General features: G+C 62.8%; 27 protein-coding genes. 24 read left to right on the forward strand and 3 right to left on the reverse strand.

Annotated features, from left to right (window positions below):
• Window positions 1–22 precede the first annotated feature (22 nt).
• Window positions 23–3,226 carry a ribonuclease E gene (rne, locus tag H7A76_RS16590; RefSeq protein ID WP_185699501.1) on the reverse strand — a complete coding sequence of 1,068 codons (3,204 nt, stop codon included), beginning with the start codon at window positions 3,224–3,226 and terminating at the stop codon, window positions 23–25.
• Window positions 3,227–3,940: 714 nt separating this feature from the next.
• Here rne and rluC point away from each other — a divergent pair.
• Genes rluC through sppA form a run of 3 tightly spaced genes read left to right on the forward strand, consistent with a single transcriptional unit; the run spans window position 3,941 to window position 6,560 of the window.
• A complete protein-coding gene (gene rluC / locus H7A76_RS16595) occupies window positions 3,941–4,897 on the forward strand; it encodes a 23S rRNA pseudouridine(955/2504/2580) synthase RluC (RefSeq protein ID WP_185699502.1) in 957 nt (318 codons plus the stop codon).
• Window positions 4,887–5,549: an HAD-IA family hydrolase gene (locus H7A76_RS16600; protein WP_185699503.1), complete on the forward strand. Its 663-nt coding sequence runs from the start codon at window positions 4,887–4,889 to the stop codon at window positions 5,547–5,549. Before rluC ends, H7A76_RS16600 begins: the two co-directional genes overlap by 11 nt.
• Before the next feature lie 21 nt (window positions 5,550–5,570).
• Window positions 5,571–6,560 (forward strand): signal peptide peptidase SppA, encoded by a 990-nt coding sequence (sppA, locus tag H7A76_RS16605; RefSeq protein ID WP_185699504.1) that lies wholly within the window; start codon window positions 5,571–5,573, stop codon window positions 6,558–6,560.
• Between the two features lie 50 nt (window positions 6,561–6,610).
• Here the strand turns inward: sppA and H7A76_RS16610 are convergent, their stop codons facing one another.
• A complete protein-coding gene (locus H7A76_RS16610; RefSeq protein ID WP_185699505.1) occupies window positions 6,611–7,189 on the reverse strand; it encodes a nucleoside triphosphate pyrophosphatase in 579 nt (192 codons plus the stop codon).
• Window positions 7,190–7,293: 104 nt separating this feature from the next.
• Between H7A76_RS16610 and H7A76_RS16615 the strand changes: the two genes are divergently transcribed.
• From H7A76_RS16615 to H7A76_RS16715, 21 genes are all read left to right on the forward strand, one after another.
• Window positions 7,294–7,821 (forward strand): YceD family protein, encoded by a 528-nt coding sequence (locus tag H7A76_RS16615; protein ID WP_053135801.1) that lies wholly within the window; start codon window positions 7,294–7,296, stop codon window positions 7,819–7,821.
• Between the two features lie 13 nt (window positions 7,822–7,834).
• Window positions 7,835–8,017, forward strand: a complete 183-nt coding sequence (gene rpmF, locus H7A76_RS16620) for a 50S ribosomal protein L32 (protein ID WP_003179396.1) — start codon at window positions 7,835–7,837, stop codon at window positions 8,015–8,017.
• A gap of 3 nt (window positions 8,018–8,020) precedes the next feature.
• Window positions 8,021–9,031 carry a phosphate acyltransferase PlsX gene (gene plsX / locus H7A76_RS16625; protein WP_185699506.1) on the forward strand — a complete coding sequence of 337 codons (1,011 nt, stop codon included), beginning with the start codon at window positions 8,021–8,023 and terminating at the stop codon, window positions 9,029–9,031.
• A 126-nt stretch (window positions 9,032–9,157) separates the two neighbouring features.
• Entirely contained in the window at window positions 9,158–10,096 is a 939-nt protein-coding gene (gene fabD, locus H7A76_RS16630; protein WP_185699507.1) for an ACP S-malonyltransferase, read from the forward strand.
• 16 nt (window positions 10,097–10,112) lie between these two features.
• The gene (gene fabG / locus H7A76_RS16635) at window positions 10,113–10,853 is read left to right on the forward strand and encodes a 3-oxoacyl-ACP reductase FabG (protein WP_185699508.1); all 741 of its coding nucleotides are present in this window, start codon (window positions 10,113–10,115) and stop codon (window positions 10,851–10,853) included.
• A gap of 195 nt (window positions 10,854–11,048) precedes the next feature.
• Window positions 11,049–11,285, forward strand: coding sequence for an acyl carrier protein (gene acpP, locus H7A76_RS16640; RefSeq protein ID WP_004884578.1), 237 nt, complete (start codon window positions 11,049–11,051; stop codon window positions 11,283–11,285).
• Window positions 11,286–11,397: 112 nt separating this feature from the next.
• Window positions 11,398–12,642: a beta-ketoacyl-ACP synthase II gene (fabF, locus tag H7A76_RS16645; protein WP_031321260.1), complete on the forward strand. Its 1,245-nt coding sequence runs from the start codon at window positions 11,398–11,400 to the stop codon at window positions 12,640–12,642.
• Window positions 12,642–13,457: an aminodeoxychorismate lyase gene (gene pabC / locus H7A76_RS16650; protein ID WP_185699509.1), complete on the forward strand. Its 816-nt coding sequence runs from the start codon at window positions 12,642–12,644 to the stop codon at window positions 13,455–13,457. Before fabF ends, pabC begins: the two co-directional genes overlap by 1 nt.
• A gap of 3 nt (window positions 13,458–13,460) precedes the next feature.
• Complete coding sequence (gene mltG, locus H7A76_RS16655; protein ID WP_185699510.1) at window positions 13,461–14,624, forward strand: endolytic transglycosylase MltG; 1,164 nt, start codon at window positions 13,461–13,463, stop codon at window positions 14,622–14,624.
• Window positions 14,625–14,640: 16 nt separating this feature from the next.
• Window positions 14,641–15,273: a dTMP kinase gene (gene tmk, locus H7A76_RS16660; protein ID WP_185699511.1), complete on the forward strand. Its 633-nt coding sequence runs from the start codon at window positions 14,641–14,643 to the stop codon at window positions 15,271–15,273.
• Window positions 15,266–16,252, forward strand: a complete 987-nt coding sequence (locus H7A76_RS16665; RefSeq protein WP_185699512.1) for a DNA polymerase III subunit delta' — start codon at window positions 15,266–15,268, stop codon at window positions 16,250–16,252. The genes tmk and H7A76_RS16665 overlap by 8 nt, the downstream gene beginning before the upstream one ends.
• Window positions 16,253–16,336: 84 nt before the next feature.
• Window positions 16,337–17,128, forward strand: a complete 792-nt coding sequence (locus tag H7A76_RS16670) for a TatD family hydrolase (RefSeq protein WP_185699513.1) — start codon at window positions 16,337–16,339, stop codon at window positions 17,126–17,128.
• 409 nt (window positions 17,129–17,537) lie between these two features.
• Window positions 17,538–17,879: a hypothetical protein gene (locus H7A76_RS16675; protein ID WP_185699514.1), complete on the forward strand. Its 342-nt coding sequence runs from the start codon at window positions 17,538–17,540 to the stop codon at window positions 17,877–17,879.
• Window positions 17,860–18,498 (forward strand): TetR/AcrR family transcriptional regulator, encoded by a 639-nt coding sequence (locus H7A76_RS16680; RefSeq protein WP_185699515.1) that lies wholly within the window; start codon window positions 17,860–17,862, stop codon window positions 18,496–18,498. Before H7A76_RS16675 ends, H7A76_RS16680 begins: the two co-directional genes overlap by 20 nt.
• A gap of 138 nt (window positions 18,499–18,636) precedes the next feature.
• Entirely contained in the window at window positions 18,637–19,605 is a 969-nt protein-coding gene (locus H7A76_RS16685) for a GTP 3',8-cyclase MoaA (RefSeq protein WP_185699516.1), read from the forward strand.
• A gap of 101 nt (window positions 19,606–19,706) precedes the next feature.
• A complete protein-coding gene (locus H7A76_RS16690; RefSeq protein WP_185699517.1) occupies window positions 19,707–20,309 on the forward strand; it encodes a DUF4823 domain-containing protein in 603 nt (200 codons plus the stop codon).
• A gap of 17 nt (window positions 20,310–20,326) precedes the next feature.
• The gene (locus H7A76_RS16695; protein ID WP_185699518.1) at window positions 20,327–20,890 is read left to right on the forward strand and encodes a DUF1285 domain-containing protein; all 564 of its coding nucleotides are present in this window, start codon (window positions 20,327–20,329) and stop codon (window positions 20,888–20,890) included.
• A 149-nt stretch (window positions 20,891–21,039) separates the two neighbouring features.
• A complete protein-coding gene (locus H7A76_RS16700; RefSeq protein ID WP_185699519.1) occupies window positions 21,040–21,753 on the forward strand; it encodes a GntR family transcriptional regulator in 714 nt (237 codons plus the stop codon).
• The gene (locus H7A76_RS16705) at window positions 21,750–22,748 is read left to right on the forward strand and encodes an ADP-ribosylglycohydrolase family protein (protein ID WP_185699520.1); all 999 of its coding nucleotides are present in this window, start codon (window positions 21,750–21,752) and stop codon (window positions 22,746–22,748) included. Before H7A76_RS16700 ends, H7A76_RS16705 begins: the two co-directional genes overlap by 4 nt.
• Window positions 22,749–22,910: 162 nt before the next feature.
• Window positions 22,911–24,377 carry a purine-cytosine permease family protein gene (locus H7A76_RS16710; RefSeq protein WP_185699521.1) on the forward strand — a complete coding sequence of 489 codons (1,467 nt, stop codon included), beginning with the start codon at window positions 22,911–22,913 and terminating at the stop codon, window positions 24,375–24,377.
• Window positions 24,370–25,290: a PfkB family carbohydrate kinase gene (locus H7A76_RS16715; protein WP_185699522.1), complete on the forward strand. Its 921-nt coding sequence runs from the start codon at window positions 24,370–24,372 to the stop codon at window positions 25,288–25,290. Before H7A76_RS16710 ends, H7A76_RS16715 begins: the two co-directional genes overlap by 8 nt.
• A 4-nt stretch (window positions 25,291–25,294) precedes the next feature.
• Here H7A76_RS16715 and H7A76_RS16720 read toward each other — a convergent pair whose 3' ends face one another.
• Complete coding sequence (locus H7A76_RS16720) at window positions 25,295–25,675, reverse strand: Rho termination factor N-terminal domain-containing protein (protein WP_185699523.1); 381 nt, start codon at window positions 25,673–25,675, stop codon at window positions 25,295–25,297.
• Window positions 25,676–25,725 lie beyond the last annotated feature (50 nt).

Below are 25,725 nucleotides of genomic sequence, written 5' to 3' on the forward strand. Positions count from 1 at the left end.
GGCTTTTTATCAGCCGATGGAATCAGACGAGAGGTTTGGTCTCGTGCTCTTTCTCTTCGGCGTGGGCTGCGTGCTCAGGGTTGTGCTCGACAGCGCGTGGCGCTTCTTCGACCACTGGGACAGGTTGCTGCGCCTCAGGCTCGGCAACTGGCGCAGGAGCTGCGGCAGGAGCTTCGACTGGAGCAGGGGCCGCCTCGACGATGGCAGGGGCTTCGACTACCGGTGCAGCTTCGACGGCAACCACGGCTTCGGCCGGAGCAGCAGCGGCAGCCAGTTCGGCTTCCTTCTGCAGGCGCTCGGCTTCACGCTTGCGGCGACGCACTTCGCGCGGATCGTTGGGCGCGCGACCGTTGCTGGTCAGGGCACTGACCGGAGCCGTTTCGACTACCGGAGCTGGAGCCTCGACCGCTACTGGAGCGACAACCGGAGCAGGCTCCACGGTCGGGGCTGGCTGCTCGGCAACCACGGGCTGCTCGATCACCGGTTCAGCGACTGGAGTGGCTACCGGGGCCGGCGCGGCGGCTGGTTCTTCGAACACTGGAGCTGGGGCAACAGGTTCTACGGCAGGTTGCTCGGCAACCACCGGCTGGGCCTCGACGACCACGGCGGGTTCGGCAACGACCTCGACCGGCTGTTCAGCGGCTGGTTCGACTTCGGCTGCTGGGGCCACTTCCACGGCTGGTGCGACTGGCGCTTCTACCGCGGTGGTGGCTTCGACCGCCGGCGCTTCAGGGGCCGGTTCGGCAACGGCGGCGGTGGCGCGTTCGGCTTGCTGATGAGCTTCGGCTTCGGCGTTGGCGCTGATCACGGTGCTGGCAACGGCAGCGGTGACCGCCAGGCCGGCAGCCAGGTCGGTGCTGCTTGGCTCTTCGGTGTTTTCTTCCGAGCCTTCGATCAGGTTGCCGTTGGCGTCACGCTGACGCTCGCGACGGTTACTGCGACGACGCTGGCCGCGGGAGCGACGACGTGGACGCTCGCCTTCGGCGTTGTCCTGGCCTTCTTCCTGCAGTTGCTCTTCGTTAGGCAGTGCTTCTTCTTCGCTGGCGGCTGCGGCCTGTGCCTGTTCTGCACGAGGTTGACGCTCTTCACGTGGCGGGCGTGGTTGACGCTCTTCCCGTGGTTGGCGAGCCGGACGCTCTTCGGCGACGGCCGCAGTAGCGGCGGCAGCGGCTACCGCTGGAGCGGCGTCCAGGGGTTCGCGCAGTTCGCGTACGCGCTCTTCACGCTCACCGCGAGGCTTGCGGTCTTCACGCGGTGCGCGTGGCTGGCGTTCTTCACGCGGCGCACGTGGCTGGCGCTCTTCGCGAGCGGCCTGGCCTTCATCGCGAGCTTCGCGCAGTTCGCGTGGCTGACGTTCTTCCCGTGGTGCGCGTTCCTCGCGCGGCTTGCGATCTTCGTCGCGACGACCGTTGCGGTTGCGGCTCTGCTGGCGACCGTTGCGACGTTCTTCGTTGCGGGCAGGACGCTCGGGGGCCGGTTTCTCGGCTACCACCGGTGCGGCAGGCTCTTCCTTGCTGGCAAACAGGCTGACCAGGGACTTGACCAGGCCCTTGAACAGGCTTGGCTCGGCAACTGGAGCCGGTGCTGGCGCCGGGGCGGCGGCTTCGGCAGGAATCGGAGCGTTGGCGCGAGCCGGGGCAGTCTTCACCGCGGCTTCCTGGCGAACCAGGGTGCGAGTGCCGGCAGCCGGTTGTGGCTCCTCGGCCTCGGCAGCGGCAGCGGCGATCTCGTAGCTGGACTGGTTGTTGTTGGCGTCCGGGTTGTCATCGCGCAGGCGCTGGACTTCGAAGTGCGGCGTCTCGAGGTGATCGTTAGGCAGGATGACGATGCGGGCGCGTGTACGCAGTTCGATCTTGGTGATCGAGTTGCGTTTTTCGTTGAGCAGGAACGCGGCGACCGGGATCGGTACCTGGGCGCGGACTTCGGCGGTGCGGTCCTTCAGGGCTTCTTCTTCGATCAGGCGCAGGATGGCCAGGGACAGCGACTCGACGTCACGGATGATACCGGTGCCGCTGCAGCGTGGGCAGACGATGCCGCTGCTTTCGCCCAGGGATGGGCGCAGGCGCTGACGGGACATTTCCAGCAGGCCGAAGCGCGAAATACGGCCGATCTGCACGCGGGCGCGGTCGGCTTCCAGGCATTCGCGGACTTTTTCTTCCACGGCGCGCTGGTTCTTGGCCGGGGTCATGTCGATGAAGTCGATGACGATCAGGCCGCCGATATCACGCAGACGCAGTTGGCGGGCGATTTCCTCGGCCGCTTCCAGGTTGGTCTGCAGGGCGGTTTCTTCGATATCGCTGCCCTTGGTGGCGCGAGCCGAGTTGATGTCGATGGACACCAGGGCTTCTGTCGGGTCGATGACGATGGAGCCGCCGGAAGGCAGTTCGACCACGCGCTGGAAGGCGGTCTCGATCTGGCTTTCGATCTGGAAACGGTTGAACAGCGGCACGCTGTCTTCGTACAGCTTGATCTTGCTGGCGTACTGCGGCATCACCTGGCGGATGAAGGTCAGGGCTTCGTCCTGGGCTTCGACGCTGTCGATCAGTACTTCGCCGATATCCTGGCGCAGGTAGTCGCGGATCGCGCGGATGATGACGTTGCTTTCCTGGTAGATCAGGAATGGCGCGGAACGGTCCTGGGACGCTTCCTTGATGGCAGTCCAGAGTTGCAGCAGGTAGTCCAGGTCCCACTGCATTTCTTCGCTGCTGCGGCCCAGGCCGGCAGTGCGGACGATCAGGCCCATGTCGGCAGGTGCCACCAGGCCGTTCAGCGCTTCGCGCAGTTCGTTGCGCTCTTCGCCTTCGATGCGGCGCGAGATGCCGCCGGCGCGAGGGTTGTTCGGCATCAGGACCAGGTAGCGGCCGGCCAGGCTGATGAAGGTGGTCAGGGCTGCGCCCTTGTTGCCACGCTCTTCTTTCTCGACCTGGACGATGACTTCCTGGCCTTCGCTCAGGACGTCCTTGATGTTGACGCGGCCTTCAGGGGCTTTCTTGAAGTATTCGCGGGAGATTTCTTTGAGAGGCAGGAAGCCGTGGCGCTCAGAGCCGAAATCGACAAAGGCAGCCTCCAGGCTAGGTTCGATGCGAGTGATGCGGCCTTTATAGATGTTGGCCTTTTTCTGCTCGCGTGCACCGGACTCGATGTCCAGGTCGTAGAGGCGCTGGCCATCTACCAGGGCAACACGCAACTCTTCGGGTTGAGTTGCGTTAATCAGCATTCTTTTCATGTAGTACCGTCGGTTTCCGGGCTGCCGGAAACGGCGTTCGGCACACACGACTTCTCACGGTCGGTGTCAGGTGCGTCAGGAGTGGTTGACCACTCGAGTGTCTAGCGAGGTTCGTCCCTGTCAACCGGGGACGAAGTCGCGACTCACGCGTCCTGCTTGCTGTGGTGACTAAAGCACCGCTTAAGCAAAAGTCTGTCAGGAGGAGGAATCAACCGGCGACTGTGGACGAGATGAAGCGTCTTGATAAAGCCTAATGCTACACAGTCCGACGGTTGTGCATCTCCACCCTACACGTATCCCTGATAATTCGGGTGCTGCCGCGCGCAGAATCCGCAGCGGGTTGGCATTTACCGTGAACTCCGAAAGGGGAGGTCACGCATCATGGCTAAGGCGTTGTTTCCACAACTTCCGCCTGGGTGTTATTAGCCGCTGACTGCACTTTGTGAACTGGCCGTTAATCGCTGCGTAAGAGGCGAGTGATAACTCTGCTTCCTACGGGTTTCAGGCCTCATGTCACCTGCGCTTGTTACAGCGTCCAACTCGTCCGTTATGTGGCGAGCGTTGCGTAGGACGGCCTTGCGTCCTCATGAATTGCGTTGGTCAGGGCCGGCTGTTGGCCGCTGTTCCTCTGTCCAGCCGCTTTTGGCGGCGTTCGCGACTATAGCAGTAATCATTAAGTGCTTCAAATCCATAAAAATTGTTATTATCCGCGGCATGACGACTACTGCCCCCTCGACTCCAGGCGTTCAACTGCTTGAGGTCACGCCGGAATATGCCGGCCAACGTATTGATAATTTCCTTCTCGCTCGACTCAAGGGCGTGCCCAAGACCTTGATTTATCGCATCTTGCGCAAAGGCGAAGTGCGGGTGAACAAGGGGCGGATCAAGCCCGAGTACAAGTTGCAGGAAGGCGATCTTGTGCGTGTGCCGCCAGTGCGCGTGCCCGAGCGCGATGAGCCTGTGCCTCTGGCCCAGGGGTTGCTGCAGCGCCTGGAGGCTTCGATCGTCTTCGAGGACAAGGCGCTGATCGTGATCAACAAGCCGGCCGGCATTGCCGTGCATGGTGGTAGCGGCCTGAATTTCGGCGTGATCGAAGCCTTTCGTCAGTTGCGGCCAGATGCCAAGGAGCTGGAGTTGGTGCATCGCCTCGATCGCGACACTTCCGGGCTCCTGATGATCGCCAAGAAACGCAGCATGTTGCGTCATTTGCATGCTGCATTGCGTGGCGACGGCGTGGATAAGCGCTACATGGCGTTGGTGCGCGGTCATTGGGCGACGGCCTTGAAGCAGGTGCGGGCCCCGTTGCTCAAGAGCAACCTGCGTTCCGGGGAGCGCATGGTGGAGGTCAACGAAGAAGGCAAGGAGGCTTTGACGGTGTTCAAGGTTCTGCGCCGTTTCGGCGACTTTGCCACCATGGTCGAAGCCAAGCCGGTGACTGGGCGTACGCACCAGATTCGGGTGCATACCCTGCATGCCGGGCATTGCATCGCTGGCGACAGCAAGTACGGCGACGATGATTTCACTCGGGAAATCCGCGATCTGGGCGGTAAACGCCTGTTCCTGCACGCCTATATGTTGACGGTGCCGCTGCCCGATGGTGGCGAGCTGAAATTGCAGGCCCCGGTGGACGAAATGTGGGCCAAGACCGTGGAGCGCCTGAGTGCACCCTGATTACAAGCTGCTGATCTTCGATTGGGATGGCACCCTGGCGGATTCCATTGGTCGGATTGTCGAATCAATGCATGTGTCCGCCGACCGTTCCGGCTTTCCCCGGTGCGATGATTCCGCCGTCAAGGGCATCATCGGACTGGGCCTGCCGGAGGCGATCCGGACCCTGTATCCGGAAATCGATGATGAGCAGTTGGTGACGTTTCGTCAGCACTACGCTGATCACTACATCGCGCTCGATGCCGAGCCCTCGCCGCTGTTTGATGGGGTGGTGCAGTCGCTCGAGAGCTTTCGGGCCGAGGGGTATCGGTTGGCAGTCGCGACCGGCAAGGCGCGGCGTGGCCTTGATCGGGTACTGAAGGCTCATGGTTGGGAGGGGTACTTCGATATCACCCGGGCCGCAGATGAGACTGCCAGCAAGCCGCATCCCTTGATGTTGGAAGAAATCCTTGCACATTGTGGGGTCGGAGCCAGGCAGGCGCTGATGGTTGGGGATTCTTCCTTCGACCTGTTGATGGCGCGCAATGCGGGCATGGATTCGGTCGCCGTAAGCTACGGTGCCCAGCCTATCGAGGCCTTGCAAATGCTGGAGCCGCGCTTGTCCATCGATCATTTTCCTCAATTGCATGCCTGGCTCGGTCGGGCTGCGAGTTAATTTGTTGCTGAGGTAGTAGGCATGACCGACGAATGGAAGGCGCCAGGCACAACGGGCGCCGAAAACCCTGATGACAGAAGCTGGAAGCTCTTGGAAAAGACTCTGTTGGCCAGTGTTCAGGAGCAGCGGCGCTCGCGGCGCTGGGGGATCTTCTTCAAGTTGCTGACCTTTGTCTACCTGTTCGTGGCATTGCTCATGTTCACTCCGTTGATGAGCATCGAGAAGAACGCTACCCGGGGTGGCAGCTACACCGCGGTAATCGATGTGACCGGGGTGATTGCGGACAAGGAGTCTGCCAGTGCGGACAATATCGTCGGTAGTTTGCGCACCGCTTTCGACGATCCGAAGGTCAAGGGTATCGTCCTGCGAATCAACAGTCCGGGTGGTAGTCCGGTGCAGTCCGGGTATGTCTATGACGAGATCCGTCGCCTGCGGGCCTTGCACAAGGACACCAAGGTCTATGCGGTGATTTCCGATCTTGGGGCTTCGGGCGCTTACTACATCGCCAGTGCCGCTGATCAGATTTATGCCGACAAGGCCAGTTTGGTTGGGTCTATCGGCGTGACGGCGGCTGGGTATGGCTTTGTCGGGACCATGGAGAAGCTCGGGATCGAGCGTCGCACCTATACCTCTGGCGAGCATAAGTCGTTCCTCGATCCCTTCCAGCCGCAAAAACCCGAGGAGACTCAGTTCTGGCAGGGTGTGCTGGACACCACTCATCGCCAGTTCATCGCCAGCGTCAAGCAAGGGCGTGGCGAGCGGTTGAAGGACAAGGAGCACCCCGAGCTGTTTTCCGGCCTGGTGTGGTCCGGCGAGCAGGCCTTGCAACTGGGGTTGGTCGACGGGCTGGGCAATACCAGTTCGGTTGCGCGTGACGTGATTGGCGAGAAGGAAGTGGTGGACTTCACCGTCCAGGAATCGCCCTTCGATCGCTTCTCGAAGAGGCTGGGCGCCAGCGTCGCCGAGCAGATCGCCATGTGGATGGGCTTCCAGGGGCCGACCTTGCGTTGAGCCTCTGGCGTCCAATGAAAGCCGGCCTTATGGCCGGCTTTTTCGTGGTCTCAAGGTATGTCCACGCCTTCGACCAGCAGCATGTCCACCAGGCGTATCAGTGGCAGTCCGACTAGGCTGGTGGCGTCGCTGCCGTCAGTGCTTTTGAACAGGCTGACCCCGAGGCCCTCGGCCTTGAAGCTGCCGGCACAATCGAAGGGGCGCTCGGCATTCAGATAGCGCTCGATGCGCTGGTCGTCCAGGGTGCGCATGTGCACTGTGAAGGGAATGCAGTCGACCTGGCATTGGCCGGTCTGGCTGTTGAGCAGGGCCAGGCCGGTGAGGAAGGTCACGCTGGCGCCGCTGGCGTCCAGCAGTTGCTGGCGGGCCTTGTCGAAGGTGTGGGGCTTGCCGATGATTCGTTCGCCCAGTACTGCGACTTGATCCGAGCCGATGATCAGGTGGCCTGGGTGGCTGGGGGCGAGGGCGCGAGCCTTTTCTTCGGCCAGGCGTTTGACCAGTTCCACGGCGCTTTCGCCCGGGCGATGGCTTTCGTCTATATCGGGAGAGCTGCAGATGAATGGCAGTTGCAGGCGGGACAGTAATTCCCGGCGGTAGGTCGAGCTTGAGGCAAGTAGTAAAGGCAGCATGCGCATCTCCTGGGCGGGCCGGGAATTCTAGCGGGGCGGGCAAGTGACGGACAGGGCTGAATTTCCTTTGACATGGCCGGGGGCATCCCTATAATGCTGCGCCTATGTTGAATGACCCGATTCCACCTCACGTTGACCCGCGCAAATTGGCTGACCGTGGTACCACCCTTCAGGGGGAAGTGCTGCTGGCCGATTTGGAGAGACTCTGCGACCCGCTTGCCGACGATGTCGGTACGGTGCAGGCTAAATTCGTTTTCGAGCGTGACGAACGTAAAGCTGTAGTTATCCACAGCTCCATCGACGTCGAAGTCAAGATGGTTTGCCAGCGTTGTCTTGAGCTGGTCACCCTGCCGATCCACAGCGAATGCAGTTACGCGGTGGTGAAGGAGGGTGCGAATACCCAGTCGTTGCCGAAAGGTTATGACGTGCTGGAACTGGGCGAAGATCCTTTGGATCTGCAGGCGTTGATCGAGGATGAGCTGTTGCTCGCCTTGCCTATCGTGCCTGCTCATCATCCGGAAGAATGCCAGCAGCCGGCGGGGCTCGATGAGCCCGAACCGAGCGAGGACGAGGTAACGCGGTCCAACCCGTTCAGTGTATTGGCGCAGTTAAAGCGTGACCCAAACGTTTAGGAGTTAATCAATTATGGCTGTTCAGCAGAACAAAAAATCCCGCTCTGCCCGTGACATGCGTCGTTCCCACGATGCTCTCGAGGCTAGCACCCTGTCCGTAGAAAAGACCACCGGTGAAGTTCACCTGCGTCACCACGTATCGCCTGAAGGCGTATACCGTGGTCGTAAAGTGATCGACAAGGGCGCTGACGAGTAATCCTTGTCCGCTCAAGTCATCGCGATTGACGCAATGGGCGGGGACTTCGGTCCCCGCAGCATTGTTCAGGCCAGTCTTGCCTGCCTGTCTGCTGCCCCCTCGCTGCACCTGACCCTGGTGGGTCAACCCTCCCTCCTTGAAGAATTGATTTCCAGCCATTCGGCCGTGGATCGCGCTCGCCTGTCGATCACCCCTGCGAGCGAGGTGGTCACCATGGACGAAAAGCCTTCCCAAGCCTTGCGCGGCAAGCCTGATTCTTCGATGCGGGTGGCGCTTGAGCTGTTGCGCGAGGAAAAGGTCCAGGCCTGTGTCAGTGCCGGTAATACCGGGGCGCTCATGGCGCTGTCGCGCTACGTGCTCAAGACCCTGCCCGGTATCGATCGCCCGGCGATGGTGGCGGCCATTCCCACCCAGCGTGGCTACTGCCAGTTGCTCGACCTGGGGGCCAACGTCGATTGCAGTGCCGAGCATTTGCTGCAGTTCGCCATCATGGGCTCGGTTGCGGCGGAGAGCCTGGGCATCGCTCGTCCCCGGGTGGCCTTGCTGAACATCGGCACCGAGGACATCAAAGGCAATCAGCAGGTCAAGCTGGCGGCGAATCTCCTGCAGCAGGCCCGGGGCTTGAACTACATCGGTTTTGTCGAGGGTGACGGTCTGTACCGCGGCGAAGCGGACGTGGTGGTGTGCGACGGTTTCGTCGGCAATATCCTGCTCAAGTCCAGTGAAGGCCTGGCGACCATGATCGCGGCCCGTATCGAGGCCCTGTTCAAGCAGAGCATGCTTTCCCGGGCGGTGGGGGCCTTGGCCTTGCCCTTGATGCGGCGGCTGCAGGCGGACCTGGCGCCGGCCCGGCACAATGGCGCAAGTTTCCTGGGTTTGCAGGGGATCGTGGTCAAGAGCCACGGCTCGGCGGGAGTCCAGGGCTTCCAGAGTGCGATCCAGCGAGCGCTGATCGAGATCCAGGAAGATCTGCCGCGGCGCTTGCACGGGCGCCTCGAAGACCTGCTGCCTTAGGCGTTTTCCCGGTGGGGTGCTTAAATGTGACCGCTCGGTTCGATTGGCCATCCAACTGTCAGTTTCTTGCGTCCACTACGGTGTGACGTCAATTCTCCGACGACAAGATCATTAGGGGCTCGTTACATGTCTGCATCCCTCGCATTCGTCTTTCCAGGACAGGGCTCGCAGTCCCTCGGCATGTTGGCCGAGCTGGGCGCGCAGTACCCGTTGATCCTCGATACTTTCAAGGAAGCCTCCGATGCCCTGGGCTACGATCTCTGGGCCCTGACCCAGGAAGGTCCGGCGGAGTTGCTGAACCAGACCGACAAGACTCAACCCGCGATTCTCACCGCGTCCATCGCTCTGTGGCGCCTGTGGCTGGCCGAGGGTGGTGCACGCCCGGCATTCGTTGCCGGCCACAGCCTGGGTGAATACAGCGCCCTGGTCGCTGCCGGCAGCCTGACCCTGGCCGAGGCGGTCAAGCTGGTGGAGCGTCGTGGCCAGCTGATGCAGGAGGCCGTGCCGGCAGGGCAGGGCGCCATGGCGGCGGTCCTGGGCCTGGACGATGCCGATGTAGTGGCCGCCTGCGAAGAGGCGGCGCAAGGTGAAGTGGTCAGCGCGGTGAACTATAACTCCCCGGGCCAGGTGGTGATCGCCGGTGCCAAGGCTGCCGTGGACCGTGCCATCGAAGGTTGCAAGGCTCGTGGCGCCAAGCGTGCCATGCCGTTGCCGGTCAGCGTGCCGTCCCACTGCGAGCTGATGCGCCCTGCGGCCGAGCGTTTTGCCGAGTCGATCGCCGCGATCGACTGGCAGGCTCCGCAGATCCCTCTGGTGCAGAACGTCAGTGCTGCGGTGGCGGTTGACCTGGATGGCCTCAAGCACGATCTGCTGGAGCAACTGTACAAGCCTGTACGTTGGGTCGAGTCGGTGCAAACCCTGGCCGCCAGCGGTGCTACCGAGCTGGTTGAGTGCGGCCCGGGCAAGGTCCTGGCTGGCCTCAACAAGCGCTGCGCCGAAGGCGTTTCGACCTCTAACCTGAATACCCCGGATGCTTTCGCTGCCGCCCGCGCAGCGTTGGCCTGAACTAGGAGAAGCTTGCATGAGTCTGCAAGGTAAAGTTGCACTGGTGACCGGCGCCAGCCGTGGGATCGGCCAGGCCATCGCCCTCGAACTGGGGCGCATGGGTGCCATCGTGGTGGGTACCGCCACTTCCGCCTCGGGTGCCGAGCGCATCGCTGCCACCCTCAAGGAAAACGGCGTTCAAGGCACTGGCCTGGAGCTCAATGTCACCAGCGACGAATCCGTGGCTGCGGTCCTGGCCAGCATCACCGAGCAGTTCGGTGCGCCGGCGATCCTGGTGAACAACGCCGGCATCACCCGCGACAACCTGATGATGCGCATGAAAGATGACGAGTGGTACGACGTGGTCGATACCAACCTCAACAGCCTGTATCGCCTGTCCAAGGGCGTCCTGCGCGGCATGACCAAGGCTCGTTGGGGGCGAATTATCAATATTGGCTCGGTTGTGGGTGCCATGGGCAACGCAGGCCAAGTAAACTACGCCGCCGCCAAGGCCGGCCTTGAAGGTTTCAGTCGTGCCCTGGCGCGGGAAGTAGGTTCGCGGTCGATCACTGTGAACTCGGTCGCTCCTGGTTTCATCGATACCGATATGACTCGCGAGCTGCCGGAAGCACAGCGTGAAGCCCTGCAGACACAGATTCCGCTGGGCCGTCTGGGTCAGGCTCATGAGATCGCGCAAGTGGTCGCTTTCCTGGCATCCGACGGTGCGGCATACGTTACTGGGGCTACAATCCCGGTCAACGGCGGGATGTATATGTAAGGCAAATGTGACGGATTGCTTCAAAAAAGTGTCATACGAGCTGTCTAAAATCCGTTATAAAGCTGCAATCTATTTATAGGCAGATGGCCAAAGGGTTGAGTGGTAAAGCTTTCGGTTGAAAAGCTGAAAAGCCTTTCTATACACTTACCCACTGGCCAGCTGCCTGAATTTGTCCATTAGGAGTGAAAACAAGGTATGAGCACCATCGAAGAGCGCGTCAAGAAAATCGTTGCTGAGCAACTGGGCGTTAAAGAAGAAGAAGTTGTTAACACCGCTTCCTTCGTTGAAGACCTGGGTGCCGACTCCCTTGACACCGTTGAGCTGGTGATGGCTCTGGAAGAGGAATTCGAGACCGAAATCCCTGACGAAGAAGCTGAGAAGATCACTACCGTTCAAGCAGCTATCGACTACGTTAACAGCCACCAGGCTTAATCGTTTGTAGTCGTATTTTGCTGTCATGGAAAAACCGCACTGCCGTCACGGCGTGCGGTTTTTTCTTTAGGCCTGATGCAAAGAGTGTCGTCATTAGAAAAAGGAGAGTGCTGTGTCGCGTAGACGCGTCGTAGTCACCGGTATGGGTATGTTGTCGCCGCTGGGTACGGATGTACCGACTAGCTGGCAGGGCATTCTGGCTGGCCAAAGTGGCATCGGTCTGATCGAGCACACCGACCTTTCTGCCTATTCCACCCGTTTTGGCGGCTCGGTAAAGGGCTTCAATGTCGAGGAATACCTGTCGGCCAAAGAGGCCCGCAAGCTCGACCTGTTCATCCAATACGGCCTGGCGGCCGGTTTCCAGGCGGTACGCAATGCCGGCCTGGAAGTCACCGACGCCAACCGTGATCGCATCGGCGTCGCCATGGGCTCGGGTATTGGCGGTCTGACCAATATCGAAGAAACCAGCCGTACGCTGCACGACTCCGGCCCACGACGGATTTCTCCGTTCTTCGTGCCGGGCTCGATCATCAACATGATTTCCGGTTTCCTGTCCATTCACCTGGGGCTCCAGGGGCCGAACTACGCCATTTCCACAGCGTGCACCACGGGCACCCACTGCATCGGCATGGCTGCGCGCAACATTGCCTACGGCGAAGCCGACGTGATGATTGCCGGTGGCGCCGAGATGGCCGCTTGCGGCCTGGGCATGGGTGGTTTCGGCGCCTCCCGTGCGCTGTCGACCCGCAACGACGAACCGACCCGTGCCAGCCGGCCGTGGGACAAGGGCCGTGATGGCTTCGTGCTGTCCGATGGTTCTGGCGCCCTGGTCCTGGAAGAGCTGGAGCATGCCAAGGCGCGTGGTGCCACCATCTATGCCGAGCTGATCGGTTTTGGCATGAGTGGTGACGCCTACCACATGACTTCGCCACCCGCCGATGGCGCTGGTGCTGCCCGTTGCATCGCCAATGCCTTGCGCGACGCGAAGATTAATGCCGACCAGGTGCAGTACATCAACGCCCATGGCACTTCGACGCCAGCTGGCGACCTGGCGGAAGCCGAAGCGATCAAGAGTGTGTTCGGCGACCATGCCTACAAGCTCGCGGTCAGCTCCACCAAGTCCATGACCGGCCACCTGTTGGGCGCCGCCGGGGCGATCGAGGCGATCTTCAGCGTGTTGGCGATCAACAGTCAGGTCGCGCCGCCCACCATCAACCTGGATGAGCCCGACGAAGGCTGCGACCTGGATTTCGTGCCGCACACGGCGCGCAGCATGGATATCGATGTCGTGCTCTCCAACTCCTTCGGTTTTGGCGGTACCAACGGCTCCCTGGTATTCCGTCGGTTTTCCGAGTGATGCACAGCTGGGTCGACGGTCGTCCGGCTGACGCTCTGTCGCTCAAGGATCGTGGCCTGGCCTACGGCGATGGCCTGTTCGAGACCATCGCCGTCAGATCCGGCAAGCCGCTGCTGCTCGAGCGGCACTTGCAGCGCCTGGCCGAAGGCTGCCGGCGCCTGGCCTTGGTGACGGATCCGGAGCTGGTGCGCGGCGAGGTGCTGGCCTACGCCCAAGCCCTGGACGAAGGGGTGCTCAAGCTGATCCTGACCCGGGGCGATAGCCTGCGCGGCTACGCGGCCGATCCTGTGGCGCCGGCGCGGCGGATCCTCCAGGGCGGGGCTTTGCCGGCCTATCCAGCGGCCCATGCCGCACAAGGGGTTCAGCTGTTTCCTTGCGCCACGCGCTTGTCCGAGCAGCCCTTGCTGGCTGGCCTCAAGCACCTCAACCGCCTGGAGCAGGTCCTGGCCCGCGCCGAATGGCGCGATAGCGAGCATGCCGAAGGCCTGATGCTCGATGGCGCCGGGCGCGTGATCGAGGGCGTGTTCAGCAATCTGTTCCTGGTCGCTGGAGGGCAACTGCTGACGGCGGACCTGAGCCGCTGTGGCGTGGCCGGGGTGATGCGCGGCGAAATCCTCGCCCAGGCCCAGCTGCAAGGCATTCCCGTGGTGATCACCGACATCGGTCTCGAGCAATTGCGGCGGGCTGATGAGGTCTTCGTGTGCAACAGTGTCTATGGCATCTGGCCGGTATTGCGCTGTGCCGGGATGCGCTGGTCGGCAGGACCGCTCACCCGTAAACTGCAGGGCATTACCCGCGCACTACTGGATGCTTGATTCGTGAGACGTAAATTACTGCTCCTGCTGGAAACCGGACTGGTCCTGGCAGGGCTGCTGCTGGGGGGCAGTGCCTGGAAGCTGAATTCGGCCCTGGAGCAACCGTTGAACCTGAGCCAGGAACAACTGCTCGATGTTCCCGCCGGCTCCACCCCCACTGGAACCTTCAACCGCCTGCAAGCCGACGGCGTCATCCAGGATGCTTTCTGGCTGCGCCTGTATTGGCGTTTCAACCTGCCGGGCCAGCCCCTGCACAGCGGTGAATACCGCATGACCCCGGGCATGACGGCCCAGGACCTGATCGGTGTCTGGCAGCGTGGCGAGGTGGTGCAATACAGCCTGACCCTGGTGGAGGGCTGGAACTTCCGCCAGGTCCGCAATGCCTTGGCCAAGAGCGACAAGCTGCAACAAACCCTGGCCGGCCTCAGCGACGCCCAGGTGATGGAAAAGCTCGGCCACGGCGGTGTGTTTCCCGAAGGGCGGTTCTTTCCCGATACCTATCGTTTCGTCCGGGGCATGAGCGATGCCGAGCTCCTGGCCAAGGCCTACGATCGCCTGGACAGCGTGCTGGCCAAGGAGTGGGAAAAGCGCGCCGAGGATGCTCCCTATACCGATCCCTACCAGGCGCTGATCATGGCCTCCCTGGTGGAGAAGGAAACCGGCGTACCCCAGGAGCGTGGGCAGATTGCCGGGGTGTTCGTGCGCCGGATGCAGATCGGCATGCTGCTGCAGACCGACCCCACGGTGATCTATGGCCTGGGTGAGCGCTACACCGGCAAGTTGACCCGGGCCCACCTGAAGGAAGCGACGCCCTACAACACCTACATGAACGCTGGCCTGCCGCCGACGCCGATTGCCATGGTGGGGCGCGAGGCGATCCACGCCGCGCTCAACCCGGTGCCGGGCAAGAGCCTGTACTTCGTCGCCCGCGGAGATGGCAGCCATGTGTTCTCCGATGACCTGGACGCCCACAACAGCGCCGTGCGTGAGTTCCAGCTCAAGCGCCGTGCCGACTACCGCTCCAGCCCGGCTCCGACCGCCAGCCCCGCAGCTCCCGAGGCGCCGAGTCCGAGCGCTGCGCCGGAGCAGGCACCGGCCGAGGTCGAACCGGCTCCGCCAGCGCCTGTTCCCCTCGAGCCCGGGCAAGCGCCGAAAAGCCCGCAATGAATTTGAAGGACTGCCCGTGACTGGTTTGTTTATTACCCTGGAAGGCCCGGAAGGCGCCGGCAAGAGCACCAACCGCGAGTACCTCGCCGAGCGCTTGCGTGCAGCGGGCATCGAGGTGGTGCTGACCCGCGAGCCGGGCGGCACGCCCCTGGCCGAGCGTATTCGCGAGGTGCTGTTGACGCCGGCCGACGAGATCATGAACAGCGACACCGAACTGTTGCTGGTATTCGCTGCCCGGGCCCAGCACCTGGCAACGGTGATTCGCCCGGCACTGCAGCGCGGCGCAGTGGTGCTCTGCGATCGTTTCACCGATTCGACCTATGCCTACCAAGGCGCCGGCCGTGGCTTGAGTCTTGCGCGGATCGAGGCCCTGGAAGACTTCGTCCAGGGCCCGCTGCGCCCGGACTTGACCCTGGTCTTCGACCTGCCGGTGGAAGTCGGCCTGGCGCGTGCCAGCGCCCGCGGTCGACTGGATCGTTTCGAGCAGGAGGGCCGGGAGTTCTTCCAGAAGGTTCGCCAAGCTTTCCTCAAGCGTGCCGAGGCCGCTCCCGAGCGTTATTTCCTGGTGGACGCGTCCCAACCCCTGGCCGAGGTCCAGCAATCCCTGGATGGCTTGCTGCCGCAGTTGCTGGAGCGCGCCCGTGGCTGACGTCTTCCCCTGGCAGGATGCCCTTTGGCAGCAACTGGCGGGGCGCACCCAGCATGCCCATGCCTATCTCCTGCATGGTCCGGCGGGTATCGGCAAGCGGGCCCTGGCCGAGCGCCTGATGACCCGGCTGCTGTGCCAGCGACCGGAGGGCCTGGAGGCCTGTGGGCAGTGCAAGTCTTGCCTGCTGTTGCAGGCCGGTAGTCATCCGGACAACTACATCCTGGAGCCCGAGGAAGCCGACAAGCCGATCAAGGTCGACCAGGTTCGCGACCTGGTGAGTTTCGTGGTCCAGACTGCGCAATTGGGCGGGCGCAAGGTGGTGCTGATCGAGCCGGTGGAGGCGATGAACATCAATGCCGCCAACGCCCTCTTGAAGAGCCTCGAAGAACCTTCCGGGGACACCGTGCTGTTGCTGGTCAGCCACCAGCCCAGCCGATTGCTGCCGACCATCAAGAGCCGCTGCGTGCAGCAGGCGTGCCCGTTGCCCAGCGAGGCCATGAGCATGCACTGGCTAGCCGCCGCCTTGCCCGAATGCAGCGACGAGGAGCGGGTGGAGTTACTGGCCCTGGCCGCCGGTTCGCCCCTGGCCGCCGTCAGCCTGCACACCCAGGGCGCTCGGGAACAGCGGGCGCAGGTGGTGGAGGGCGTGAAGAAGCTGCTCAAGCAGCAGCAATCGCCGACCCAGTTGGCCGAGTCCTGGAACGCCGTGCCGTTGTTGCTGCTGTTCGACTGGTTCTGCGACTGGTCGAACCTGATCCTGCGTTACCAGCTGACCCAGGATGAGCAAGGCCTGGGGCTGGCGGACATGCGCAAGGTGGTGCAGTACCTGGCGCAGAAGTCCGCCCAGGCCAAGGTGCTGGCCATGCAGGACTGGATCCTGGCCCAGCGGCAGAAGGTCCTGAACAAGGCCAACCTCAACCGGGTGCTGCTGCTCGAGGCGCTACTGGTGCAATGGGCGGCGTTGCCTACCCAGAACTGACGCCCGGCGCCTAGAATCAGTTCTTCCCTGGGTCGGATGCAGTCATCCGGCCTTTTCATTTATCGGATGCAAGTTGCCGCCCCTATGCTCGTAGATTCCCATTGCCACCTTGATCGCCTCGACCTGGCCGCCCATGACGGCTCCCTGGATGCCGCTCTGGCGGCGGCCCGCGAGCGCGGCGTCGGACACTTCCTGTGCATCGGTGTCAGCGCCGACAATGCCGCGGACGTGAAGGCCCTGGCCGATCGTTATGACGATGTCGACTGTTCGGTGGGGGTGCATCCCTTGGATGTGCAGCCTGGGGCCGCGCCGGCGCTGGACTGGCTGCTGGACGAACTGAACCATCCACGGGTGGTGGCCATCGGCGAGACCGGCCTGGATTATCACTACGAGCCCGAGGCGGCCGAGCTGCAGCAGGCGTCCTTCCGCCTGCATCTGCAGGCGGCCCAGCAGACCGGCAAGCCGGTGGTGGTGCATACCCGTGGCGCGCGGGCCGATACCCTGGCCTTGCTGCGGGAAGCGGCGCTACCCAATGCCGGGGTTTTGCACTGCTTCACCGAGGACTGGGCCATGGCCAAGGCAGCGCTGGACCTGGGGTTCTATATTTCCCTGTCGGGGATCGTCACCTTCCGCAATGCCGACGCCTTGCGTGATGTGGCCCGGCAAGTGCCGGCCGATCGGCTGCTGGTGGAAACCGATTCCCCCTACCTGGCGCCGATTCCCTATCGCGGCAAGCCCAACCTGCCGCAGTACGTGCGTGAAGTGGCGGAGTTCCTGGCGATGTTGCGCGGCGAATCCTACGAGGCCTTTGCCGCACAGACCACGGCGAACTTCAAGCGCCTGTTCCCCCTGGCACGGGTCAAGGACCAGGCCTGATCCTGGCCTGGAGGAATTCCAGGCAAAAAAAACCCGGGTTCTGGGGGGTGAATCCGGGTTAAGACCATTAGGAGTAAAACTTAGGCACGCGGTCCTTCGGCACCTAGATCGGCGTTTCACTTGGGGGAGATGTCCCGCCGACAGTTCAAGTATTGATCAGGATCGGGTTCAGTCCAGTTTGCCTTGTCCGTTTCTTAAACAAATTTGGAATACGCGCGCTTCGCTTGAGTTCTCACTTTCGGTGAAAGTCGGATCTTGCTCGATAATTTGCCGAAGTTGTCTGGAAATTACCCGGTTTTCAACGAACTAGTCGTTCTTCACCTTTTGTCGTGAGCATCACTGCCCGAAGAGTGCGTCCCTATTGGGCATCGAAGCTGTCGATGTGATTGGCGTGTGATGAGGACAGGGCATGCTGTCGTGGTTGATTGAAAACGACTCGTTGCCTGGTTTTCGTCAAGGACCAGCCCTGGCCAGGGATGGGGGTTCCCATTGTGGGGGAACTGGAGCTTCGTGGTCTGTTCCGGGGCTTGGAATGGCCGGGTGTTTTTTCCTGGAACCGGTTGCCGATCCCGTATTCATGGCCTATACCGGCTTTTCCAGGCCTCTCAAGGCTCTGGCGGTAGGTTGGGTTTTATGCCTGAAACCGCAGCAACGATGGATGATCCGTGCATTTTGGCGCAATTTAGGCATAATACGCGGCTTCGATTTTGACCCCGAACAGATCTTTTCTTATGCAGAAAGAACCTCGTAAGGTCCGTGAGTTTCGCCGCCGTGAGCAAGAAATTCTCGATACCGCGCTCAAGCTGTTCCTCGAACAAGGTGAAGACAGCGTCACTGTCGAGATGATTGCCGATGCCGTGGGTATCGGCAAAGGGACCATCTACAAGCATTTCAAGTCCAAGGCGGAGATCTACCTGCGCCTGATGCTCGACTATGAGCGCGACCTGAACGAGTTGCTGCACTCTGCCGATGTCGACAAGGACAAGGAAGCCCTGTCCCGGGCCTACTTCGAGTTCCGCATGCGTGACCCGCAGCGCTATCGGCTGTTCGACCGCCTGGAAGAAAAGGTGGTCAAGGGCAACCAGGTACCGGAGATGGTCGAGGAACTGCACAAGATCCGTGCTTCCAACTTCGAGCGCCTGACCCTGCTGATCAAGGGCCGCATCAGCGAAGGCAAGCTGGAAGACGTGCCGCCGTACTTCCACTACTGCGCTTCCTGGGCATTGGTGCATGGCGCGGTGGCGCTGTATCACTCGCCGTTCTGGAGCAATGTCCTGGAGGACCAAGAAGGTTTCTTCCAGTTCCTGATGGACATCGGCGTGCGCATGGGCAACAAGCGCAAGCGCGACCCCGACACCTCCGGCAACTGAGCCCACCCGCCTTGGGACTGCGCCATCAGCACCTGTATGGCGCAGAGCCCGAGGCTTATACTCAGGCATGGGACTTGTCAAAATCTGATTTTTGAGTCAGGTTTTGCGCGCCTTTCTCTTCCTTCGCCGGAGTCATCCATGATCGTTGATCGTCAAGGCAGGCGCTTTCGCAATCTGCGGATCAGCCTGACGTCAGCCTGCAACTACGCCTGTACCTACTGCGTGCCCAACGGCAAGCGGCTGGTGGCCGCCCAGGACGAGTTGTCGGCCGAGGCGATGGCCCGCGGCGTGGCCTACCTGATCGAGGCAGCGGGCATCGAGCGCCTGCGTATCACCGGCGGCGAACCCCTGGTCAGTCCCAAGCTGGAGGCCTTCATGGGCGCGGTGGCACGCATGGGCCTGGAAGACATCAGCCTGACCACCAATGGCCAGCTACTGGCCCGCAAGCTGCCGCTGCTGGTGGATGCCGGCATTCGCCGTATCAACGTTTCCCTCGATACCCTGGACGCCGCGGCCTTTCGCGGTATCGCCCGTGGCGGTGACCTGGCCACGGTGCTCGACGGCCTGGAGCAGGCGCGAGCCGCGGGGTTGAAGATCAAGGTCAACATGGTGCCGTTGCGCGGGCAGAACCTGGATCAGGTCATGCCGCTGCTCGATTACTGCCTCGAGCAGGGGTATGAGCTGCGCTTCATCGAGTTGATGCGCATGGGCCACTTGGCCCGCGATAACAACGCCTTCCTGCAGCAATTCGTCAGCCTGCGGCAATTGCTGGACCTGATCGGCCAGCACTACGAGTACCTCCAGGCCGACGCGCCGGTGGATGCCACGGCCGTGCGCTACCAGATTCCCGGCCTTGGCCACTTCGGCGTGATCGCCAACGAAAGCGTGCCGTTCTGCCGGACCTGCTCGCGCCTGCGGCTGTCTTCCACCGGCTGGTTGCACGGTTGCCTGTCGTCGAGCAATCGCCACTATGTCGGTGACCTGCTAGACAAGCCTCGCCACCAGGCCTTGCCAGCCTTGCAACGGTTGCTGGTCAAGGCCCTGGGCGACAAGCAGGATGTGGCCTTCTCGGGTGGTGCCACGGTGATGAAGATCATCGGTGGTTGATTCCGTTGCGCAAACCATGCCCTGCAAGCGTGGAGCTGGCGCGGAAGCTGCATCTCGTGGCCATTCGCCGGTTTTCCGTCACCGGATCTTGGAGGGGTAGGATGCGTAGCCTGGTTTTGCTGCTGGCCTTTTTGGCGCTTGGCGGCTGCATGAATGTCAGTGATATGGGCGAAGGGGTGCGCTACCACCTGAGCGACGCGGGTGTGCTCGATCACAGCGATACCCGTCGCACCAGCTCGTTCCGCATTCAGCCTGATTCGTACATTTTCATCGCCCAGGGGCATTTCGTGCCGCCTGGCAATGCCTATCCACGGCCCAACGTAGTGGCCGAAGAAGCCTTCAACGGTTTCATCGAGTATTTCCCCATGGTCCGTCGGGCCCGGGCTCCGGAAGGCCTCAACGAGGCCATGGCCGAGGCCCGCAGCCAGGGTGCGCACTACCTGCTCTATGCGCGTTTCGCCAAGGCCGACGATCGCATCGGCAACTCCGATGAGTGGCTGGACCAGGAAGCGGTGGACCGTCTTGGCATCGATACCAGTACCATCCAGATCATGTTGATCGAAACCAGTACCCAGTATCTGATCGACTCGGCGCGGATTCGTAGTCGCGGCGGTTTACTGACGTTCCACGACAACAAGCCACAAGACTTGCTCGGCCCGCCCTTGCAGCAATACGCTCGTAGCCTGTTGGGCTTGAGCGACTGATTGACGAGGAGGGTGGTATGAGTGGTCCAGGCAAAGCCAATGATCTGCTGGCGCAGATTCCCAAGGCCGAAAAGGGCCTGCCGCCGGTCCATTCATGGAACCCCGATTTCTGCGGCGATATCGACATGCGTATCGCTCGCGATGGCACCTGGTACTACCTGGGCACTCCTATCGGTCGCAAGCCCATGGTCAAGCTGTTCTCCACCATCATCCGCCGCGATGGCGACGACTATTTCCTCGTCACTCCGGTGGAGAAGGTGGGGATCAAGGTCGACGATGCGCCCTTCGTCGCCGTGACCCTGGAGGTGCAAGGGCAGGGTGAAGACCAGGTGCTGCGCTTTGCCACCAATGTCGATGACCAGGTGTGTGCTGGCCACCAGCATCCGCTGAGGGTGGTCATCGATCCCCGGACCCAGGAGCCGGCGCCCTATATCCTGGTTCGACACAATCTGGAGGCGCTGATCCACCGCAACGTCTTCTATCAGTTGGTGGACCTGGCGCAGACCCGCCTCCTCGACGGCCAGAGCTGGCTGGGGGTGTGGAGCGACGGGGTATTCTTCCCCATTGGCCAGGAGCCCTAGTCCTCTGGAATCTATTGCAAGTTGCCAGCTGTGCGGACGCGCCGGGACATGAACGGCCGGACCCCGCTTGGTCGTCCTGGGGATGTTTCGAGCTGTTGTAAGAAGATACTTCTTGCTCTTTCTCAGGCGTTTCATGTATCACACCGGACATGATCAAACATGTCCGATTCGATAAGAAAAAAAGGGTGGTCGACGAACTGATCCGGCGCATTGAAAGCGGTCTGATGGAAGACGGCTCTCAACTGCCGGGCGAGCATCGCCTGGCCGAAGAATTCGGTGTCAGTCGTGGCACCTTGCGTGAGGCTTTGGCCGAGCTCAAGCGTCGCAACTACATCGCCACGCAAAGCGGGGTCGGTTCCATCGTCACCTTCGACGGTGTCGCCCTCGACCAGAACCACGGCTGGGCCCAGGCGCTGGCCGACAGTGGGGCACTGATCAATACCGAAGTGCTGCGCCTGGAGGCGATCTGCCGCCCGGATCTCAAGCATCGCCTGGGTACCGATCAGTTCATCGCGCTGGATCGGCGCCGGCGCAGCACCGATGGCCGGGTATTGTCCCTGGAGCGTTCGCTGATCCCCGCATCCGGCGAGCTGGAAGGCCTGCCCCGGGTCGGCCTGATCGATGACTCCCTGACCATAACCCTGGCTGCCTACGGCTATATCGGCGAACGCGGCGACCAATGGATCGGCGCCGAGCCGCTGAGCGTCGAAGATGCCGAACTGATGGGGCGCTCCACCGGAGAGGTGTTCCTCAAGGCCCTGCGCACGACTTACGACCGCCAGGGGCGTTTCATGGAGCAGGTCGAGAGCCTGCTGGACCCGCAGCATTTCCGCATGCACCTGCAGTTTGGAGAGTCCCAGTGAGCCCGCTGCAGCGGGCACTAGGCGCTTTTTACGGACTGGCCCTGGGCGATGCCCTGGGCATGCCTACCCAATCCCTGAGTCGCGAGCAGATCCTGCAGCGCTTCGGGACCATCCATACCCTGGAGGACGCCGGCCCGGACCAGCCGATCGCCGCCAACATGCCCAGGGGGTCGATCACCGACGACACCGAACAAGCCATCCTGATCGGCCAGTTACTGGTCCGCGGCCAAGGGCATATCGCGCCCCAGGAACTGGCCCAGAGCCTGATCGACTGGGAAGCGGCGATGCAGGCCAGGGGCTCCCAGGACTTGCTCGGTCCTTCCACCAAGCACGCTATCGAAATGATCCTCGCCGGCCACTCGGTGGAGGAGGCGGGGCGCTATGGCACCACCAACGGCGCGGCCATGCGGATCACCCCGGTGGGCATCGCCAGCGACGTGGCGGCGCCCGAGGCATTCATCCGGGCGGTGGTCCAGGCCTGCCAGGTGACCCATAACACCAGCCTGGGCATCGCCAGTGCCGCCGCTGTCGCGGCAGTGGTCTCCGCCGGTATCAATGGTGCGTCCCTGGGCGACGCCCTGGCCCTGGGCCGGCAGATCGCCAACCAGGCCGAGGTGCACGGGCACTGGGTGGCCGGCGCGAGCATGGCGGCCCGGCTGCAATGGGCCGCGACCCTGGGCGTGGCTGGCGACAAGGCCGGATTCGCCCAGACCCTGTATGAGCTGGTCGGTACCTCGGTGGCCTCCCAGGAGTCGGTGGTGGCCAGCTTCGCCCTGGCCGGGCAGGTGGCGCAGGGCCGGTTGGAGCCGTTCGAGGCCCTGTGCATGGCGGCCAGCCTGGGCGGCGATACCGATACCATCGCGGCGATCCTCGGCGCCATGCTCGGTGCCTGCCAGGGCCTGGGAGGCTGGCCTGGCGAGCTGATCGCCCTGTTGCGGCAAGTCAATGGGCTGGACCTGCAGCCCCTGGTAGAACAACTGCTGGCCCTGCGCTGAATCGCCGGGCCTGACGCTGCATCGTCGGCACGCTGCCGATCGTTAGGGAAAACCCGGTGCCTGCCAGGCAGCGCAGGCGCCGGATACGGCCGGGAATGCCGGGGCGTTCAACGACTTCCGAAATGGCCTGGCATCACAACAATGGCACAAGGAGCGCCACACATGAGTTCATCGACAGCCGGACAGGGTGCCGGACAACTGGAGACCCGGGGTATCGAGCCGGTTCCCGAGGCAGAGTGCGACGGCCATCCGTTGCAACTGTTCTGGGTCTGGTTCGCAGCCAACATCAGCATCCTGGGGTTGCCCCTCGGGGCGACGCTGGTGGCCTTCCGCGGGTTGTCGATCTGGCAGGTGCTGTTGGTGGCGATCCTCGGGTCGGTGGGGTCGTTCGCGGTGGTCGGCCTGATCTCCGTGGCCGGCCGGCGGGGACGGGCGCCAAGCCTGACCCTGTCCCGGGCCATCTTCGGTGTGCGTGGCAACATCGGTCCGACCCTGGTGTCGATGCTGTCCCGGGTGGGCTGGGAAACGGTCAATACCACCACCGCGGCCTTCGTCCTGCTGTCCCTGAGTTCGATCCTCTTCCAGACCCCGGCCTCGGCCAAGGACGCACCGCTGCTGACCTTGCTGTTCATTGCCATCTTCGTGCTGCTGACCTTGAGCGTGTCCGGCCTGGGCCATGCCACCTTGTTGCTGATCCAGAAGTGGGCGACCTACGGCTTCGGTGCGTTGAACGTGCTGGTGGGCGGTTTTCTCTGCGCCACCATCGACTGGACGGCGGTGTTCAACGCCTCGCCGGCGCCCATGAGCGCGATGATCATCGGCGTTGGCACCATGGCCGCCGGCACCGGGATCGGCTGGGCCAGCTCCGGCGCGGACATGTCGCGCTACCAGCAGCGCTCGGTCACTGCCGGCCGCCTGGTGGCCTCGGCGGCCTTTGGCGCCGGCATCCCGTTGGTGCTGCTGATCACCCTGGGCGGGTTGCTATCGGTAGGCAATGACCACCTGGCGTCGGCGGTGGACCCGATCATCGCCATCCGTGACATGCTGCCGACCTGGATGGCGGTGCCGTACCTGATCGCCGCCTTCGGCGGGTTGCTGCTGTCCAACAACCTATCGGTGTATTCCGCCGGTCTCACCGCCTTGACCCTGGGCCTCAAGGTCAAGCGCGTCTATGCGGTGCTGGTGGACATCGTGGCGATCTTCATCGGCTCGATCTACTTCATGCTGATCGCCGACAGCTTCTATGGTCCCTTCATCAGTTTCATTTCCCTGCTGGCGGTACCCATCACCGCCTGGGTGGGGATCTTCGTGATGGACCTGGTCCACCGTCACCACTACAGCGCCGCCGACTTGCTGGATGTCAGCCCGGCCAGTGCCTACTGGTACCAGGGTGGCATCGAATGGCGGGCGTTCGGCGCCTGGGTGCTGGCCATCGTCCTGGGGTTCTGCTTCACCAGCATCGGCACCACCGCCGAGGATGTCTGGTTCACCGGGCCGCTGGCCGATTCCTGGCTGGGCCAGAACGGCCTGGGCTGGGTCGTTACCTTCCTGGTGGCCGGTGGCGGTTATGGGCTCCTGGGCGGCGCTCGCGATCGACGTGCCGCTTTCATCGAGAAGGCCAATGCCTAGGTTGCTGCACAGCGGCCAGGTCATCGTCGACCTGGTCATGGACGTGCCCGGCCTGCCGTCGGCAGGCGGCGATGTGCTGGCCCGCTCGGCGAACTTCGAGGCCGGTGGCGGTTTCAACGTCATGGCCGCGGCGGCGCGCAGCGGTATGCCGGTCGTCTACCTCGGCCGTCATGGCCAGGGGCGCTTTGGCGACCTGGTTCGCGCGGCGATGCAGGCCGAAGGCATTGGCATGAGCCTGGCCTGCAGCCCTGGCGCCGACACCGGTGTATGCGTGGCGCTGACCGATGACAGTGCCGAACGCACCTTCATTTCCCATATCGGCGCCGAGGGCGAGCTGTCGGCCGCAGACCTGGCCCAGGTAGTGGTGACAGCGGGAGACTACTTGTACGTCAGTGGCTACAGCCTGTTGCAGGCGCACAAGGCCCAGGCCCTGCTCGACTGGTTGCTGGGCTTGCCGGTCACGCTGCCGTTGATGTTCGACCCGGGGCCGCTACTGGCTTCGGTGGAGCCGACGCTGCTGGTGGCCTTGCTGCCCCGGGTGGATATCTGGAGCAGCAATCGCGTCGAGGCCCTGCAGTTCACCGCTAGCCAGGGCATCGCCGAGGCCATGCTGCGGCTCGCCCCGCAACTGGCCCGTGATGCCTTGCTGGTACTGCGCGACGGCGCCCAAGGCTGCTGGCTCAACCAGCAGGGCGAAGCGGTGCGGGTACCTGGGTTCGCAGTCGAGGCGGTGGACAGCAATGGTGCAGGGGATGCCCACGCCGGAGTATTCATCGCCGCGCTGGCCGCCGGTCTTGACCCCCTGGCCGCCGCGCGCCGGGCCAATGCGGCGGCGGCCCTGGCGGTGACGCGCCGGGGGCCGGCCACCGCTCCTCGTAGTGCCGAAGTGGACGTGCTGCTACGGGCCGGTTGAAGCTTCAGCCGGCCTTGCGCAGGGCTTCGATCAACTCCTGCTTGCGCATCCGCGAGCGTCCCGCAATGTTCTTAACGCGTGCCTCCTGCATCAGGCTGTCCCTGGTCTGGGTGGCCAGCGACGCCTGGCTGTCACGCGGGTGGCCCTGGCGGCTCGCGGCTGCGCGCCGGGCTGAGTCGCTGCGGGCCCGGGCCTTGTCCGCCGGGTTCTTGTCCCTGCCGGAGCCGCCGGCCCGCTCTCCACCGCCGGACTGTTTGTTGACCGTGGCCCAGGCCCTGGCTTCGGCTTCGTCCGGGGGCAGGCCGCGTTCTTCATAGCTGGCCTCGATGGCCGCCGCCTTGCGGCGCTGGGCCAGGGTGTACTTGGCTTTGCTTCCTCGAGTCATGGCGTCTTTCCTCTTGGATCATGGCAAGCAGGACTGGCTGGATGACAGCG

The organism is Pseudomonas sp. MSSRFD41, assembly GCF_014230245.1.
Lineage (GTDB): Bacteria > Pseudomonadota > Gammaproteobacteria > Pseudomonadales > Pseudomonadaceae > Aquipseudomonas > Aquipseudomonas piscis.